Source organism: Moraxella nasovis (genome assembly GCF_022701215.1).
In the GTDB taxonomy this organism is placed as follows: Bacteria; Pseudomonadota; Gammaproteobacteria; order Pseudomonadales; family Moraxellaceae; genus Moraxella; species Moraxella nasovis.
Window position 1 is genome coordinate 1,034,084 of the sequence record NZ_CP089976.1, and the last position, 14,732, is coordinate 1,048,815.

The 14,732-nt window shown below is 43.4% G+C and carries 16 protein-coding genes; 4 read left to right on the forward strand and 12 right to left on the reverse strand.

Going from position 1 to position 14,732, the window contains the following annotated elements:
• Window positions 1-18: 18 nt before the first annotated feature.
• The 11 genes from LU293_RS05145 to recN form a co-directional block, all read right to left on the reverse strand.
• Window positions 19-1,287 carry a replication-associated recombination protein A gene (locus LU293_RS05145; RefSeq protein WP_242745980.1) on the reverse strand — a complete coding sequence of 423 codons (1,269 nt, stop codon included), beginning with the start codon at window positions 1,285-1,287 and terminating at the stop codon, window positions 19-21.
• 44 nt (window positions 1,288-1,331) lie between these two features.
• The gene (locus LU293_RS05150; RefSeq protein ID WP_242745981.1) at window positions 1,332-1,895 is read right to left on the reverse strand and encodes a DUF421 domain-containing protein; all 564 of its coding nucleotides are present in this window, start codon (window positions 1,893-1,895) and stop codon (window positions 1,332-1,334) included.
• 11 nt (window positions 1,896-1,906) lie between these two features.
• A complete protein-coding gene (locus LU293_RS05155; protein WP_242745983.1) occupies window positions 1,907-2,425 on the reverse strand; it encodes a hypothetical protein in 519 nt (172 codons plus the stop codon).
• Entirely contained in the window at window positions 2,425-3,780 is a 1,356-nt protein-coding gene (locus LU293_RS05160; RefSeq protein ID WP_242745985.1) for a deoxyguanosinetriphosphate triphosphohydrolase, read from the reverse strand. The genes LU293_RS05155 and LU293_RS05160 overlap by 1 nt, the downstream gene beginning before the upstream one ends.
• A 388-nt stretch (window positions 3,781-4,168) precedes the next feature.
• The gene (locus LU293_RS05165; protein ID WP_242745987.1) at window positions 4,169-5,101 is read right to left on the reverse strand and encodes a transaldolase; all 933 of its coding nucleotides are present in this window, start codon (window positions 5,099-5,101) and stop codon (window positions 4,169-4,171) included.
• Window positions 5,102-5,181: 80 nt separating this feature from the next.
• Entirely contained in the window at window positions 5,182-6,114 is a 933-nt protein-coding gene (gene xerD / locus LU293_RS05170) for a site-specific tyrosine recombinase XerD (protein WP_242745990.1), read from the reverse strand.
• Window positions 6,111-6,353, reverse strand: a complete 243-nt coding sequence (gene tusA / locus LU293_RS05175; protein WP_242745993.1) for a sulfurtransferase TusA — start codon at window positions 6,351-6,353, stop codon at window positions 6,111-6,113. Before tusA ends, xerD begins: the two co-directional genes overlap by 4 nt.
• Complete coding sequence (locus tag LU293_RS05180; RefSeq protein ID WP_242745995.1) at window positions 6,346-6,804, reverse strand: hypothetical protein; 459 nt, start codon at window positions 6,802-6,804, stop codon at window positions 6,346-6,348. The genes tusA and LU293_RS05180 overlap by 8 nt, the downstream gene beginning before the upstream one ends.
• Window positions 6,801-7,286, reverse strand: coding sequence for a Holliday junction resolvase RuvX (gene ruvX, locus LU293_RS05185; RefSeq protein WP_242745998.1), 486 nt, complete (start codon window positions 7,284-7,286; stop codon window positions 6,801-6,803). The genes LU293_RS05180 and ruvX overlap by 4 nt, the downstream gene beginning before the upstream one ends.
• Window positions 7,286-7,843 carry a YqgE/AlgH family protein gene (locus LU293_RS05190; protein WP_242746000.1) on the reverse strand — a complete coding sequence of 186 codons (558 nt, stop codon included), beginning with the start codon at window positions 7,841-7,843 and terminating at the stop codon, window positions 7,286-7,288. The genes ruvX and LU293_RS05190 overlap by 1 nt, the downstream gene beginning before the upstream one ends.
• The gene (gene recN, locus LU293_RS05195; protein ID WP_242746002.1) at window positions 7,843-9,546 is read right to left on the reverse strand and encodes a DNA repair protein RecN; all 1,704 of its coding nucleotides are present in this window, start codon (window positions 9,544-9,546) and stop codon (window positions 7,843-7,845) included. The genes LU293_RS05190 and recN overlap by 1 nt, the downstream gene beginning before the upstream one ends.
• A gap of 192 nt (window positions 9,547-9,738) precedes the next feature.
• Between recN and rlmB the strand changes: the two genes are divergently transcribed.
• On the forward strand, window positions 9,739-10,569 hold the full coding sequence (gene rlmB / locus LU293_RS05200; RefSeq protein WP_242746003.1) for a 23S rRNA (guanosine(2251)-2'-O)-methyltransferase RlmB: 831 nt from the start codon (window positions 9,739-9,741) through the stop codon (window positions 10,567-10,569).
• Window positions 10,570-10,825: 256 nt separating this feature from the next.
• Here the strand turns inward: rlmB and LU293_RS05205 are convergent, their stop codons facing one another.
• Window positions 10,826-12,244, reverse strand: a complete 1,419-nt coding sequence (locus LU293_RS05205) for a phosphohexomutase domain-containing protein (protein WP_242746004.1) — start codon at window positions 12,242-12,244, stop codon at window positions 10,826-10,828.
• A gap of 244 nt (window positions 12,245-12,488) precedes the next feature.
• Here LU293_RS05205 and cysK point away from each other — a divergent pair, with 244 nt between their 5' ends.
• The 3 genes from cysK (at window position 12,489) to LU293_RS05220 (ending at window position 14,654) form a co-directional block, all read left to right on the forward strand.
• Window positions 12,489-13,418, forward strand: coding sequence for a cysteine synthase A (cysK, locus tag LU293_RS05210; protein ID WP_242746005.1), 930 nt, complete (start codon window positions 12,489-12,491; stop codon window positions 13,416-13,418).
• Between the two features lie 89 nt (window positions 13,419-13,507).
• Window positions 13,508-14,335, forward strand: a complete 828-nt coding sequence (gene mazG, locus LU293_RS05215; protein WP_242749674.1) for a nucleoside triphosphate pyrophosphohydrolase — start codon at window positions 13,508-13,510, stop codon at window positions 14,333-14,335.
• On the forward strand, window positions 14,322-14,654 hold the full coding sequence (locus LU293_RS05220) for a ComEA family DNA-binding protein (RefSeq protein ID WP_242746006.1): 333 nt from the start codon (window positions 14,322-14,324) through the stop codon (window positions 14,652-14,654). Before mazG ends, LU293_RS05220 begins: the two co-directional genes overlap by 14 nt.
• Window positions 14,655-14,732 lie beyond the last annotated feature (78 nt).

Sequence of the window (14,732 nt, forward strand, 5' to 3'; positions counted from 1 at the left end):
ATAAGCATGATACATCCCTTAATCGCCCTTAAGCCACCTGATAAATCCAAAACTTGCCTGCTCTTTTTGGTTATCACCAAAGCGATAAAACTGCACTTTACCGACCAAATTATCAGGCAAATACGTTTGTGGGTAATAATGGTTGGGATAATCGTGCGGATAGACATAATCCACCCCATAGCCTTGCTGTTTCATGAGATCTGTCACCCCATTTCTTAGGTGTAATGGTACAGGCGAGCCGTCCGTTTTGGTAAATGCTATGGCTTCGTTAATGGCTTTGTAGCTTGAGTTGGATTTTGGGCTATTTGCCAAATACACCACCACTTGCCCTAAAATAATGCGGGCTTCAGGCATGCCGATACTTTGTATGCTTTGCAAAGCAGTGTGAGCAAGCAATAAGGCATTGGGATTGGCAAGTCCTACGTCTTCGCTTGCCAAGATGACAAGCCTGCGAGCGATAAATGCAGGGTCTTCGCCAGCGTTTAGCATGCGAGCAAGCCAGTACAAAGACGCATCAGCATCCGAGCCACGCACCGACTTTATCATAGCAGACACAAGATCATAATGGTTATCGCCATCTTTATCATAGCGGACTAGGGTTGAGCCTGCTACGGCTATTACGTTTTCATCATTAATGATAATCGGTAAATTTTTATTAAAATTGGGGTGTGATTGCACGGCTAATTCTAATAAATTTAATGCTTTACGAGCGTCCCCCTGTGCTAGCTTCATGATTGCACTAGCAGATTGAAGGGTAATGGTTAATTTATTAAATTCATCATCACAGTTAATGGCACGCTTGAGTATTTGTGTGATTTCATCATCGCTTAAGGGGTGTAAGCGATACACTTGGGTGCGAGAGAGTAGGGCATTATTGACACTAAAAGACGGATTTTCGGTGGTCGCTCCGATGAGTGTAATGTCGCCTGCTTCTACCGCTCCTAAAAGTGCGTCTTGTTGGGCTTTATTAAAGCGATGAATTTCATCAACAAACACCACCGCCCGAGCACCAAACAAGCTGTCATCTTTGATCAGTACTTCTCGTAATTCTTTCACCCCAGAGCTAATGGCAGATAAGGCATGAAACGGACGACCGACCGCATCGGCAAGTAGGCGAGCAATGGTGGTTTTACCAATCCCTGCTTCACCATGTAAGATGATAGATGGCAGATGACCTTGCTCTATGATGCGTCTAATGGGGGCGTTTTGCCCGAGCAAATGCGTTTGTCCAATGACGTCATCAATGGATTTTGGGCGTAAGCGTTCAGCTAGGGGGATTTGGGTCATGGTTATCCATTGGCAGTATGTTAAGATGGTAAAAGTTTAGACTGTCAGTGTTTTTTATGCGGGTGCAATGTTTTTAATAGCTCCCACTCACGAATGTCATTAAAAAGCTCAGGCTCAAAGTCGGTATCATCATTTTTAAGTACGCTAACATCGCCTGATGTCTCCATGATCACTGCAAAAACTTGGCTTGATGATTTAATGTTATTTTGCCTTAAGATGCCTTGAATGTCGCTTTTGCTAAGATTACACGCATGGATATTATCCCACAGGTATTGACCGTGTGCCATTAAAATCATCGGTTGATTATCAACCATGCGTTTGACAGGCTTAAGATGAATTCTAATCCATGAGAGTATCCGCTGCAACCCAAACAACGCCCCCATCGTAAACAAGCCTTGTAATAAACTTGGCTCAGCGGATAAAGCGGTAGATGCAAGAATACTACCGATAGCCACCGTCATAGCAAAGTCATAGCCTGATAATTTGGTAAAGCTTCTAAGCCCAAGTAGACGAGTGTAGATAATCACACCGATATAAATGCCAATTAACGACAATAAAATTCCAATAAGCTGATTAATATCCACCGTTAGCCATTGTGATAAATTCATGATTTTCCTTGTTATAAATACGGTTTAGGTTGCCTTTCACACACGATATTATCTAGTTTGCCTAAATAAATATCTTCACAAATCTTGCCTTGTTGTTCGATAGTATACGCCCAAAAACTTTTTTGTTTATCCAATGTGTAGCGATAGGGATTAAATTTTTTAAGGCTAAGATAATGCAGCGATTGTAAAAATGCCCCCTTTAATAAGACGTTAATCCCTTGTTGGTGCTGAAAAACGTGAGCCATCTCGTGAATAAATAGGGTGCGATAGGTGGTATTTTCCACCGAATAATCTGCCTTATAATGCTTTTTTGGGACATACAGATTGCCATTAGGGGCGATGATGATATCGTCTGATTGCCAAAAGACATAAGGGCAGGCGATTATCCTAATGTCATCGGTCTTTAGATAATCACCAAATACCGTACGACACAGTAACTTTTCGCCACAGGTGAGACAGCGGCTGATAGGCTTATTTTTACAATGCTTGGCAAGCACATAAGGCAGGCGAATTTTTGGTAAGCGTAGCATTAGATCATACCTACGCCTGATAGCTCTCTGGCAAGTGTGGCGGCACGATTGTCGGTCATGCCACCAACAAAATCTAATACTTTCATGTAGCCTGTGTATAAGGTATCATACTCCCGAATGGGTGTATCTTTCATAAGCTTTAATGTCAAATTGTTTTTAACCGTGAGTGGTTGACCTGTGATTTTGGCGTGTACTGCAGGGATAAATAAATCAAGCAGCAGACCTAGGCAGCCAAAACTTGCGATTTCGGTGGTAATTTTACTTGGGTGATGAAAAATTTTGTCTTGGGCGATTTGTTTGGCATTGTCTAAGGTGTTTTGTACGTTATTACTACTAACTGCCAGCAAGTCTTTGTGTGAAAACTTACCTGTTAATAGCTCATCATGGTGCTTCATAAAGGCATTGGCAATGTCATGAATGGCGTAACCAATGGCAATTCCACGCATCGCTCCACGCCTTTGCATGGGGTTGTTGATGGATTTTAGATTGTCAATATCTACCACGTGGGTCAAAATGTTTTCAAACTCTGTCATGCTAAGTAAATCAAGCTCCACTGCATCTTCAAGATCCAGTAAAGCATAACAAATGTCGTCTGCCGCTTCCATCAAGTAAGACAGCGGGTGTCTTGCCCAGCGGTTATCATCTAACGAAACTAAGCCTAAATCGCTAGCAACTTTTTGAATTAATGGTAATTCAGACTGTAAAATGTTGTATTTACCCTTGTCATAAGCTAGGTGATGTGAGCTTGTCCAAGGGTATTTGAGCAGTGTCCCAAGACTTGCTGATGTCAAACGCATACCGCCTAAATGCCGATACATCTCAAGACGAGTCAGCGTGCGTAGACTCATGGCGTTGCCTTCATAGGTGGTTACATCACGGATTTCATCGTCGGTTAAGCCTTGCAAAAACCGTCCATTATCGTCCTTTTGCCACCACGCTCGCAGCGCTTCTTCGCCTGTATGTCCAAATGGTGGATTGCCAAGGTCGTGAGCCAAACACGCCACTTGCACCACCGTGCCAATGTCGCTTGGGGTGTAGCCTTTTGGTAAAAATCCGCCTTGCTCTAGCCTTACGCCTACATGATTACCAAGACTACGCCCAACACTTGCCACTTCCACGCTGTGAGTTAAGCGGTTATGCGTGTGGTCGTGTTTGGCAAAAGGGTGAACTTGGGTTTTACGTCCTAATCTACGAAAGGCACTTGAGAAGACTACACGGTCATAATCAATGTGAAAATCCGTCCGTAAAACGTCCGCTCCATCAAGACTGGCATGAGTGGTTGATGATACGACGCAGCCATTATCAATCTTAAAGCGATTGGTTGAAAGTAGCTTTGCCCATGTAGATTTAGACATGTAAGTTTCCTTATTTTTTGGCTATCATAGCGACGGCGAGAGTTTTTCTTGCTTAACTTTATCGCTGTTACCGAACACTTTGGTGAAAGTACGTTTATGAAGTGGTATCATGTGTCAATCGCTAATACACAAAACCGCTTGCTTGCTTGTATGTTTTGATAGCGGCACGAAAACCAAACCGTTTGCCAAACATATTTTGAATAAAGCTTATCATTTTTCGCCTGTGTTCGATTCTCATCTGTAAGTCTTATGGGTTAGGCTTATTCATGGGTTTTTATAAAACTTCATTATAGTAACAAAAATATTGTAGCAAAAACTAAGGCAACTTGGCGTATTTATCATGGCTAAACCTTATGCAAAGGACTGCTTAATAAATCAAGCTACGAATTTAATGAGCCAAGCTACGCAATCTATCTGCTAATGCTTCACGAGCCTTAATAAAGCCGTCAATGCCATTGGTTAAAAGTTCAGTTGACATGGCGTCGTTTTGTAGCTGTTCATCAAAAGCGTCTTTGGTCAAAATTTGTTTTGGTAAATCACTGCCATCATTTGGCGACAGCTGACGAGTGACAGCGACATCCATCTTAGCAAGCTTGTCAATTAAATCAGGTGAAATGGTCAATAAGTCGCAGCCTGCAAGTGCCAAAATCTCGTCTGTGTTGCGAAAGCTTGCTCCCATGATTTGTGTGCGGTAGTCGTGCTGCTTAAAATACTGATAAATCGCTTTAACCGAAAGCACACCTTTATCCTCGGTGACTGGGATGGTTTCACGGTTCTCGTGGCGTTTTTGCCAATCTAAAATCCTGCCCACAAACGGCGAGATTAACGTAATGCCAGCGTCAGCACAGGCATAAGCTTGATGCAGTCCAAATAAAAGTGTTAAATTGCAGTGAATGCCTTGCTTTTCAAGCTGCCTACCTGCTTGAATGCCTTGCCATGTGGAAGCAATCTTAATAAGCACTCTATCTTTACAAATGCCTTGTTCTTCATAGGCTTTAATAAACTCTAAAGCTTTTTTGACAGTTGCTTTGGTATCAAAAGAAAGTCGTGCGTCCACCTCGGTAGAAACTTTCCCGTCAATGCGTTTTAAAATTTCTGTTCCAATAAAAACAGTCAAATCGTCAATGACTTTATCGATGTCGTGGGGATGTTTATTTAAGCTGTCTTTTAGTATCGGCTCAAATTCTGGTAGGCTAAGCACTTGAGTAATTAGGCTTGGGTTGGTGGTGGCATCTATCGGTTTTAGTCGCTCGATGGCATCTAAGTTACCTGTATCAGCGACAATGGTGGTCATGGCTTGTAGTTGTGCTAGGGTGGTCATTGGAATAATCCTGATGAGTAAGGTAAATCAAAATTAACACATTTTTTGACACCTGCCAACCCTTAAGATAAACAAGATCATCAGCCTCTAGGGTGGTGCTGTTTATGTAGGTTTTGCAGGCGTGTGGTGGCGACGTGTGTATAGATCTGTGTGGTGGATAGGTTGCTGTGGCCTAATAATAACTGCACACTGCGTAAGTCTGCTCCGTGATTAATAAGATGAGTAGCAAAGGCATGACGCAGTGTATGTGGCGAGATGTCACTCGTGATGTTGGCGATGCGAGCGTATTTTTTAATCATATGCCAAAAGTTATGCCGTGTCATATAGCCACCTTGTGCGGTTAAAAAAACCGCTTGGCAGTCGTTTCTACCATCTGGCAGCAGTGTTCGTCTGTGTAGCATGTAGTTTTCTATGGCAGTGATGGCAAATTCGCCAAGTGGCACAAGTCTGGTTTTATTGCCCTTACCTGTGATTTGTAGCCAGCCTGCATTTAAATTAAGCTGCTCTAGGGAGATATTTATCAGCTCTGATACACGCAGACCACAGGCATACAGCACTTCTAACATCGCCTTATCACGCAGCCCAAGCACTGTGCTGATGTCAGGTGCATCCAACAGACAAGTGACATCGTCTTCAGATAGGGTTTTTGGTAAGGATGAGCCAGTTTTTGGGGCTTTTATGTGCTCGCAGGGGTTATCGTCTCGTCCGCCATTGCCAATTTGCCATAAGAAAAACTGCCTTAAGCTTGATAAAATTCTTGCTTGAGTACGAACAGACTTGCCAAGCTGCATCATGGATTTTAGGCAGTGCTGTACTTGTGCCTCACCCCACGTTGTTAATGGTGTGCTTGAAGTATTAAGGCATAAGCGTAAATCACGCATATAAGCGTTACGAGTATGGACGCTAAGCCCACGAGCAAGCATGGCAGTGCGAAATTCTGTCAGATAGATGGGGTCGTCATCTGCGTGTGCGATGGTGGGCTGACGGGGTGTCTTGGCACGGGTCTGGCTCATGATTTTTTGGCGATTAGATAACGATAACTGCCATCGTCACATGTTTGCTCTAAGATTAGTGTATGCCCCAAATGCCGACAAAAATTGGGAATATCTCGAGTGGTGGCAGGATCTGTGGCAAGAATTTCTATAACGTCCCCTGCTACTGCCTGACGAATGGTCTTATGAAGTAGCATGACAGGCTCTGGGCAGATAAGTCCTGTGGTGTCAAGATGGTGGTTGATGGTGTGATTAGTCATGATGGTCTGTTTGTTTTGATGAATGGGTTAAAAATGTCAAAAATCGCTTAAAATTAACACGAAACACAAATGGCATACCAAACCATGCAATCATTGTCAAAAATAAGCTCATAAAAAATACAATACTACTGCCTTGTGCGATAAATACAGCAAGCGTAAAACCAAATAATCCTATGCCTACCCCTAGTATTAGGCGTAGGATTGACTTTTGGATAATATGATAACGCCCAAGTAAAAACACATGATATAAGCTGATGGGAATGCTTAGACCAACGAGTACATAAGGTAAATAATGAAATGCCAAATACACACCCATGCTGTCTTTAAAGGCGTTAAGACTGGCAAGCGTTCCTAAAATAAAAAAACTACCAATCGCCATAATACCAAGGAAAATACTGATATTAGCAAAGCGGATCGCATCTGTAATATGACGGATTAAAAGATGATTCATAGCTTACCTTTCGTGTCTTGGTCGTGGTAATTGCCGATGTAAGTGGCAAGCTTAGTGTCGCCAAAATACCCATCAAGCAAGACACAAGCTGCAATATCATCTATTGGATCGCTTTCATGGCGAATCCAGCCATTATCCCAGGCGATTTGCCGAGCTTGTTTTGAGCTAAGGCGTTCGTCATAAGTAAAGACTTTGGTGTAGCTTTTACGTTCGCCTAGACGATGAGATAGTCTGCGAGCAAATTTATGTGCCCGCTTGGTAATCATGCTGTCTGTTCCGTCCATATTTAAGGGAAGTCCCACGACGACGATGTCAATTTGCCAGCTGTCAATAATGCCAAGTAGATTATCCCAATCAGGCTGCCCATTATTCATCGCTAAGATGTCAAAAGCTCTAGCATCACAGGTAAGACTATTACCAAGTGCCATACCCATTTTTTTTATACCAAAGTCTAAGGCTAAGATCAGTTTGGGCTTTGTCATTAGGCGTGTCCTGTAGCAGGGGCGAGTAATTGCGGATTAATGCCTATTTTATCGCAAGCTTTTTGGTATTTTTGATCAAGCGGTGTGCCAAATAAAATTTGTAAGTCGGCAGGGCAGATGAGCCAGTCGCCGTTCGCAATCTGTTTATCAAGCTGACCTTTATGCCAATGACAAAACCCAAGACATAGCAAAAAATGCGATACAGATCCCTCGCAGATCGCCTCAAGAACATCTTGGCTTGTGGTTAGGCAGATGTTTTCGTCAACGACAAGAGAATAGCGATAGTCAGGCTGTCCTGTGTGCAAAATATAGCCTGCCTCTGGGCGTACAGGGCCACCGTGCATGACAGCAGTTTGGGAGTGGTTTGGAGTGCATGACAGCCCAAGATTATCCATAAGATTGCCTATAGTCATATCATCGATGGCACGGTTAATGATAAATCCCCAACTGATTTCATCAGTGTGCCGAACCACATAGATGAGTGTTCCTAAGAACAGTGCATCATTTATCTGCGGACTTGCGATTAAAAAGTGATGTGTAAGTTTTTGTTTTGGCATCAGGTTTGTTTAGACTGTGTTGATTTTGGTAAATTACAAATATCCCCCAACAGGCTTCTGGCGTGAGCTTTTGTGGCTTCTGTGATGTGTACGCCGCCAGACATACGAGCCAGCTCATCGACTTGGGCTTCGCCTGTGATGATACTCATGGTACTGGTCGTCTGCTCGCCATGCTCTTTATGCACTAAGATGTGCTGATGGGCAGCAGCAGCGACTTGGGCTTGGTGTGTGATGGCAAATAACTGCTGATGCTCCCCAAGATTACGCAAAAGCTCGCCAACCACTTGGGCTGTCCCCCCTGATATTCCGACATCCACTTCATCAAAAATCAGCGTCGGACGAACTTTATGCTGACTGTCAGTTGTCATGACCTGCATCACTAAGGCGATACGAGATAATTCACCGCCAGAGGCGACTTTATGTAAAGGCTGGGTGGGCATGCCAACGTTAGCACTAAATAGTAAGGCAACATCATAAAGTCCATGCTGGTTGTACTGACTGCTTGGTTTTTGGCTAAAGTCAAATTCACATTTGGCATTAGGCAGTGCCAAAGGCGATAACAGTAATTCTAGCGTCTCGCAGATGGTCGGTGCGTGCTTTTGGCGTGCAGCATCAAGCTTGCGAGCGTGCGTTAGATACTGCTCATAGCTTTCGGTAACTTTCGCCTGAAGTACGTCATCATCAGGAATGGCGATAAGCTCGTCCAACTCATCTTGCCACGTACTGGCGTCTTGGAGTAACTCGCTCACAGGGGCGTGGTATTTGCCAGATAATCTGTGTGCTAGGCTGATAAGTTCATTTAGCTCATTAAGTCTTTCTTCGTCAGGTAAAGACTGTTCGGCATAGTCAGCAAGCTTAGCGGCAGCATCGTTAATTTGCTCAAATGCCAAAGCTAAAAGCGTACCGCACTCGCTAAACACTTTACTTTTATCGCTTTGGCTGTCGCAAATCTTAATAGCACGAGCAAGTAGGCTTGACACGCTAGGCTCATCGCTGTCATTATCAAGATGGTTTGCTGCACTCATCGCTTCTGTCATTAGGCTTTCAAGGTTTGACAGCTCGTCATATTCGCTTTCAATATCATCAAAATTTACCTTAAGCAGCGGCTCAATGTCGGTGATTTTAGCTTGGAGTAAGGCGATACGATCAAGCCTTTGGGCAGATTGGTTCTTTGCATTTAGCGCTTTGGTTTTTAGGGTTTGCCAATCGTGATAGGCTTGTTTTGTGGTGTTTTTAAGCTCAGATAAGCCACTGACCGTGTCTAGCCAGTCAATGACAAATTGGGGCTTTAGCAGCTCAAGTCCTGCGTGCTGTGAGTGGATATTCACCAAAATTGCCCCAAGTGATTTTAGTTCACTAATACTAGCAGGCGTGCCATTAATCCATGATTTTGAGCGACCTTGCTGGCTTATTTTACGGCGAATCAGTAAAGTGTCTTCTTCTAATGGACGCTCATGTTCGGCAAACCACGCACTGACAGCGTCATTACCTGTGATGTCAAACTCACCAAACACGCACGCTTCATCTGTGCCGTGTCTGACAAGCCCAGCATCGGCACGACCACCTGCACATAGTGATAATGCGTCTAAAATTAATGACTTGCCCGCACCAGTTTCGCCTGTGATGACATTAAACCGTGCGTCAAAATTGATTTCGTGCTGTGCAATGAGTGCAAAATTTGTCAAGGTTAAAGACGCAAGCATGACTCTCTCAAATAGGGATAATTAATGGTCAAATGAGTTATCATAATGAATTTATGAGCATTTGGCAATGATTTTGGATAATTTTCTAAGCTTTACAATGCTTTGACAATTTGCCACAATACTGCTTTAATCTCATCTGTGTTTGCTTGCACTCATCGCACAGCACTTTTTTGCCTAGTTTAGGAATGTTTCATGAAAAACCGCCAACGAAAACCCACTAATAAAGCACCGCACCACAACCCAAAATCCATCAACACCCGACCCCAAAAAGCCAAAAAAACCACCCCAAATTTCTACGGAACGCACGCTGTTAAAGCCATCTTGCAGAATCGCCCAGAAGATGCGTTGGCACTGTTTGTACAAAATTATGATAACAATTCTAATAACAATCACGACGCCATTATCGCCCTTGCCAAATCAGTAGGCGTGTCAGTGCAAATTGCCCAAAAAGACAGCCTAACAGAGTTGTGTGGCAGTACGCAGCATCAGGGCGTAGTATTATCTGCTCGCATGCAAGCGATGGCAGATGAGGCGTTACTTGATGATATGATGGATGCTGATGATGCGTTATTTTTGGTGCTTGATCAGATTACCGATCCACATAATTTTGGTGCGTGCTTAAGGACGGCAGCAGTGATGGGTGTATCAGCGGTGATTGTGCCACGCCACGGCAGTGTTGGGCTAACGCCGACAGTTGCCAAGGTGTCTGTCGGAGGGGTGGAGAGTGTACCTGTTATTGAGGTGACAAACTTAGCAAGATGCCTTGAGAAACTAAAAAAAGCGGGCGTATTCGTCTTTGGTACAGCATTAGACGACACCGCCAAGCCCTTGCAGGCGTGTGATTTTGGTGGAAAAGTAGCAATTATCATGGGTTCAGAAGGCGAAGGTATGAGGCGACTAACCACAGAACTGTGCGATACGCTCGTCTATATTCCAATGACAGATAACCCAAACCGTCCGCAGAGTTTAAACGTTTCTGTGGCGACAGGCATGGTATTATGGGAAGTGGTACGTCAAAGATAAGAAAAAAATAAGAAAACGCTGTTAATTGCTTCATGTTCCATGTGAAACATATTAGATTTACCTAAATAACTATCGCCACCTAAAAAGTAGTTGTTTAGCATCTTGCTTATGGGTTTACCGCAGATTTAAAAAGTTATGTGATGCATGACATCAAAGCACCGCTATCATGGGTGAATCGCTTTTATGGTAACTATAATAGGGTCTTATTTAAGTGAAGATAGACTGAAGATAGACAAACTATCTTCACTTGGTATATCTAACTATCAGATCGCACAGCACCGCATTCATACAGTACTGCTAAGATTTCATCAGTTCTTTGGGCAAGCAGAGCCTTATCGCCTTTGGTCTCAATGTTTAGGCGAATTAGGGGTTCGGTATTGCTTGAACGCAAGTTAAATCGCCATTCACCAAAGTCAAGGCTTGTGCCATCAAGTGTGTTTTCTTGTGGGTTTAGTGAGATGAATTTGGCTTTTAAGTGTTGGGCGATTTCATCGGCAGTTACATCACTGAGTTTAAAATTAAGCTCGCCTGAGCTTGGAAAGTCATTTAGGTAGCCGTCTACAAGTTCTGATAGGCTTTTGCCTGTTGTTGAAAGCAGTTCGGCAACCAAAAGCCAAGGTATCATACCGCTGTCGCAATAAAAAAAGTCCTTAAAATAGTGATGAGCCGACATTTCCCCGCCATAAATACTAGCCGTTTGACGCATGACTTGCTTAATAAAAGAATGTCCTGACTTACTTAGGTTTGCTTTGCCGTTATTTTTGGCGATGACGTGTTCTGTGTTATACACTACCCTTGGGTCGTAGGTGATGCCTGAGTTTGGCACTTTATCTAAGAAAGCCTGAGCCAGCATACCAACGACATATGATCCATCAATAAATCGTCCAGATTCATCAAACAAAAAACAGCGATCAAAATCGCCATCAAACGCCACGCCAAAATCCGCCTGATGAGCGACAACCGCATCAGCGGTGGATTTTTGGTTGGCGATAATCATGGGGTTGGGAATGCCGTTTGGAAATGTGCCATCAGGCTTGTGATGGATTTTAATCAGCTTAATAGGCGTGTCTGACAGTCGCTTTTGTAACGCATCCACCACAGGGCCTGCCGAGCCATTACCACTGTTAATGACGATGGTTTTTGGGGTAAAGTTTTTGGTATCAATAAAACTCATAAGCTTATCAATATAGGCGGTTTTATCGCTCATTAGCACAGTTTTACCTTTGGTGTGTGTGGTAAATGCCCCTGACTCGGCTAAGGCTTGAATCTGTTTTAAGCCTGTATCTGCTGAGATAGGGCGAGAGTTTTCACGCACCATTTTTAAGCCGTTAAAGTTAATGGGATTATGGCTTGCTGTAACTTCAATACCACCAATGGCGTTATGATGACTGGTGGCAAAATACACCTCTTCGGTGCCTGTCATGCCAAGATCGATAACATCAACCCCTGCGTCAGTTATGCCATCTATGGCGGCAGTTTTTAGGCTTTGGCTTGAAGGGCGAATATCACTACCAATGACGATGACAGGATTTGGCTTGTCACTTTGCACAGATAAAATCTGAGCGAATGCTCGTCCAATGCGGTAGGCTATCGTCTCATCTAGGTTGATATTAAGCTCGCCACGCACGTCATACGCCTTAAAGCAGGTGATGGCTATGGGGTTAAAGTTTGGCATGATTGTTCCCAAAAAGTATAAAGTATAAATAAACTTGATTTGCATTGTAGCATAAATCCACCACAAATCTGAGAGACTTATTTGGTGATTTATGTGGTCAGATGATGATTGACTTTATGGGCAATATATTCCAAAATAGCATAATAATAGTAGCATTTGATTTAAAACTTCATCAACTGACTTTATTACAATACATTCGACTTTATTACAATACATTCATCAATAAATTACCATCGGAGTAATTATGAACATTGCAAACAACATCACCGATTTAATCGGCAACACCCCTTTGGTCAAGCTACACACGCTCACCAAAGGTGCTAAGGCGGACGTACTTGCCAAGCTTGAGTATTTTAATCCTGCAAGCTCGGTTAAAGACCGCATTGCTTTATCCATGATAAATGAGGCAGAAAAATCAGGCAAGTTAAAGGCAGGCGATACCATTGTGGAGGCGACATCTGGCAACACAGGTATCGGGCTTGCGATGGTAGCAGCAGCTCGTGGTTATCGCCTTGTTATTACTATGCCTGAGAGTATGAGTCTTGAGCGTCGTACGTTATTAAAAGCTTATGGAGCAGAGCTCGTATTAACACCTGCGTCAGAGGGTATGGGTGGGGCGATTGCCAAAGCTGATGAATTGGCAGCACAAGATGGCTATTTTATGCCACGTCAATTTGACAACCTTGCCAATCCCAAAATCCACCGTGAAACTACCGCCCTTGAGATTTGGGAAGATACAGATGGCAAGGTGGATATTGTTGTGGCAGGTATTGGCACAGGCGGTACGATTACAGGCGTGGGTGAGGTATTAAAAGATAAAAACCCTGACATTCAAATCATCGCCGTTGAGCCAGCCGACTCACCTGTCTTTAGTGGCGGCGAAAAAGGTGCTCATAAATTACAAGGCTTAGCCCCAGGCTTTGTGCCAAGTATCTTAAACACCAAAATTTATGATGAAGTGATCACTGTTAGCACCGAAGACGCTTTTGCCACTTCACGGCGTATGGCAAGTGAGGAAGGGATTTTGGTGGGTATCTCAGCAGGGGCGGCAGTTTGGTCAGCCTTACAAGTGGCAAGCCGAGAAGAAAACGCTGGTAAAACCATCGTGGTTATTATCCCATCATCAGGCGAGCGGTATTTGTCTACGGCACTGTTTGCGGATTTGGCACAGTGATTTGTGGCTAAATTGACTGAAACTGCATGAAATTTTTATAAAAAACCCATTATCTTGTTATAATGGGTTTTATTTTTGGTGTAATCGTGATGACCCCAACCGATAATTTTAATGATTTATTAGCTTTAATGGCGACCTTAAGACAAGAGTGTCCTTGGGATAAAAAACAAACCAATAACAGCCTACAAAAATACGCCATTGAAGAAGTGTTTGAGCTGATAGAGGCAATTGGGGCAGATGATGGCAGTGCTTACGCAACCAATGAGTTAAAAGGTGAGCTTGGCGATGTGCTACTGCAGGTGATTTTTCATGCTCATTTATATAATGAGCAGGGGCGGTTTGATATGGGTGATGTGATTTATCATTTACAAGAAAAACTCATCAGACGACACCCGCACGTCTTTGACAAAGAAAACCTAATAACCGATGACGATGTCAAACGCCGTTGGGACGAGATTAAGGCGATTGAAAATCAAGGCAAACCCAAACGCTTGCTTAGCGATGTTAAGGCAGGTACGGCACTTAATACCGCCCAAAACTTAACAAAACAAGCAAGCACGGTCGGCTTTGACTGGGACAATCTGCAAGGCGTGTTGGATAAATTGTCCGAAGAGATGGACGAGTTTAAAGATGAATTGCCAAGTGGTGATTTTGCTTATCAAACCGAGCAATTGGATAAATCACAAAAAGACAAAATCAGCGATGAGCTTGGCGATGTGCTGTTTGTGCTAAGTAATGTGGCACGGCATTTGGGCATTGATGCGGAGATGGCACTGCATGGGGCGAATGCCAAGTTTCGCCGTAGGTTTGCTTATATAGAGACAAGTTTATTAAGCCAAGGCAAAGATTTTAAAGACAGCGATTTGGCAGAAATGGATAGCCTTTGGGATAAAGCTAAAGCATATGAAAAGCAGTAAACTACTCTTATGCGTGCTGGGACTGTACACCCATGTTGCTTATGCTAATCAGTGCTATGCTGATCCGCAGATTGCCTATCAAGCGATGATGACTCATCACACACAGACCCAAAAGTTGGCAAATCGTATTAATATCAACACCGCTACTGCTGCCGACTTTCTTAGCCTGACAGGCGTGGGTGTAAAGACTGCGAAAGCCATCGTGCAGTATCGGCAGACGGTGGGTAATTTTCAGACAATCCAAGATATTACCCAAGTAAAAGGCGTCGGTCAGGCAACTTTTGAGAAAAATAAACATCGCTTAACGGTGCTAGACTAAGTATGGTACTTGGTTTATTTGGGAGTAATGACCAAAAACAAATTCGCTTTTTTTATTAATAAAGGTTAAAATAGTGGG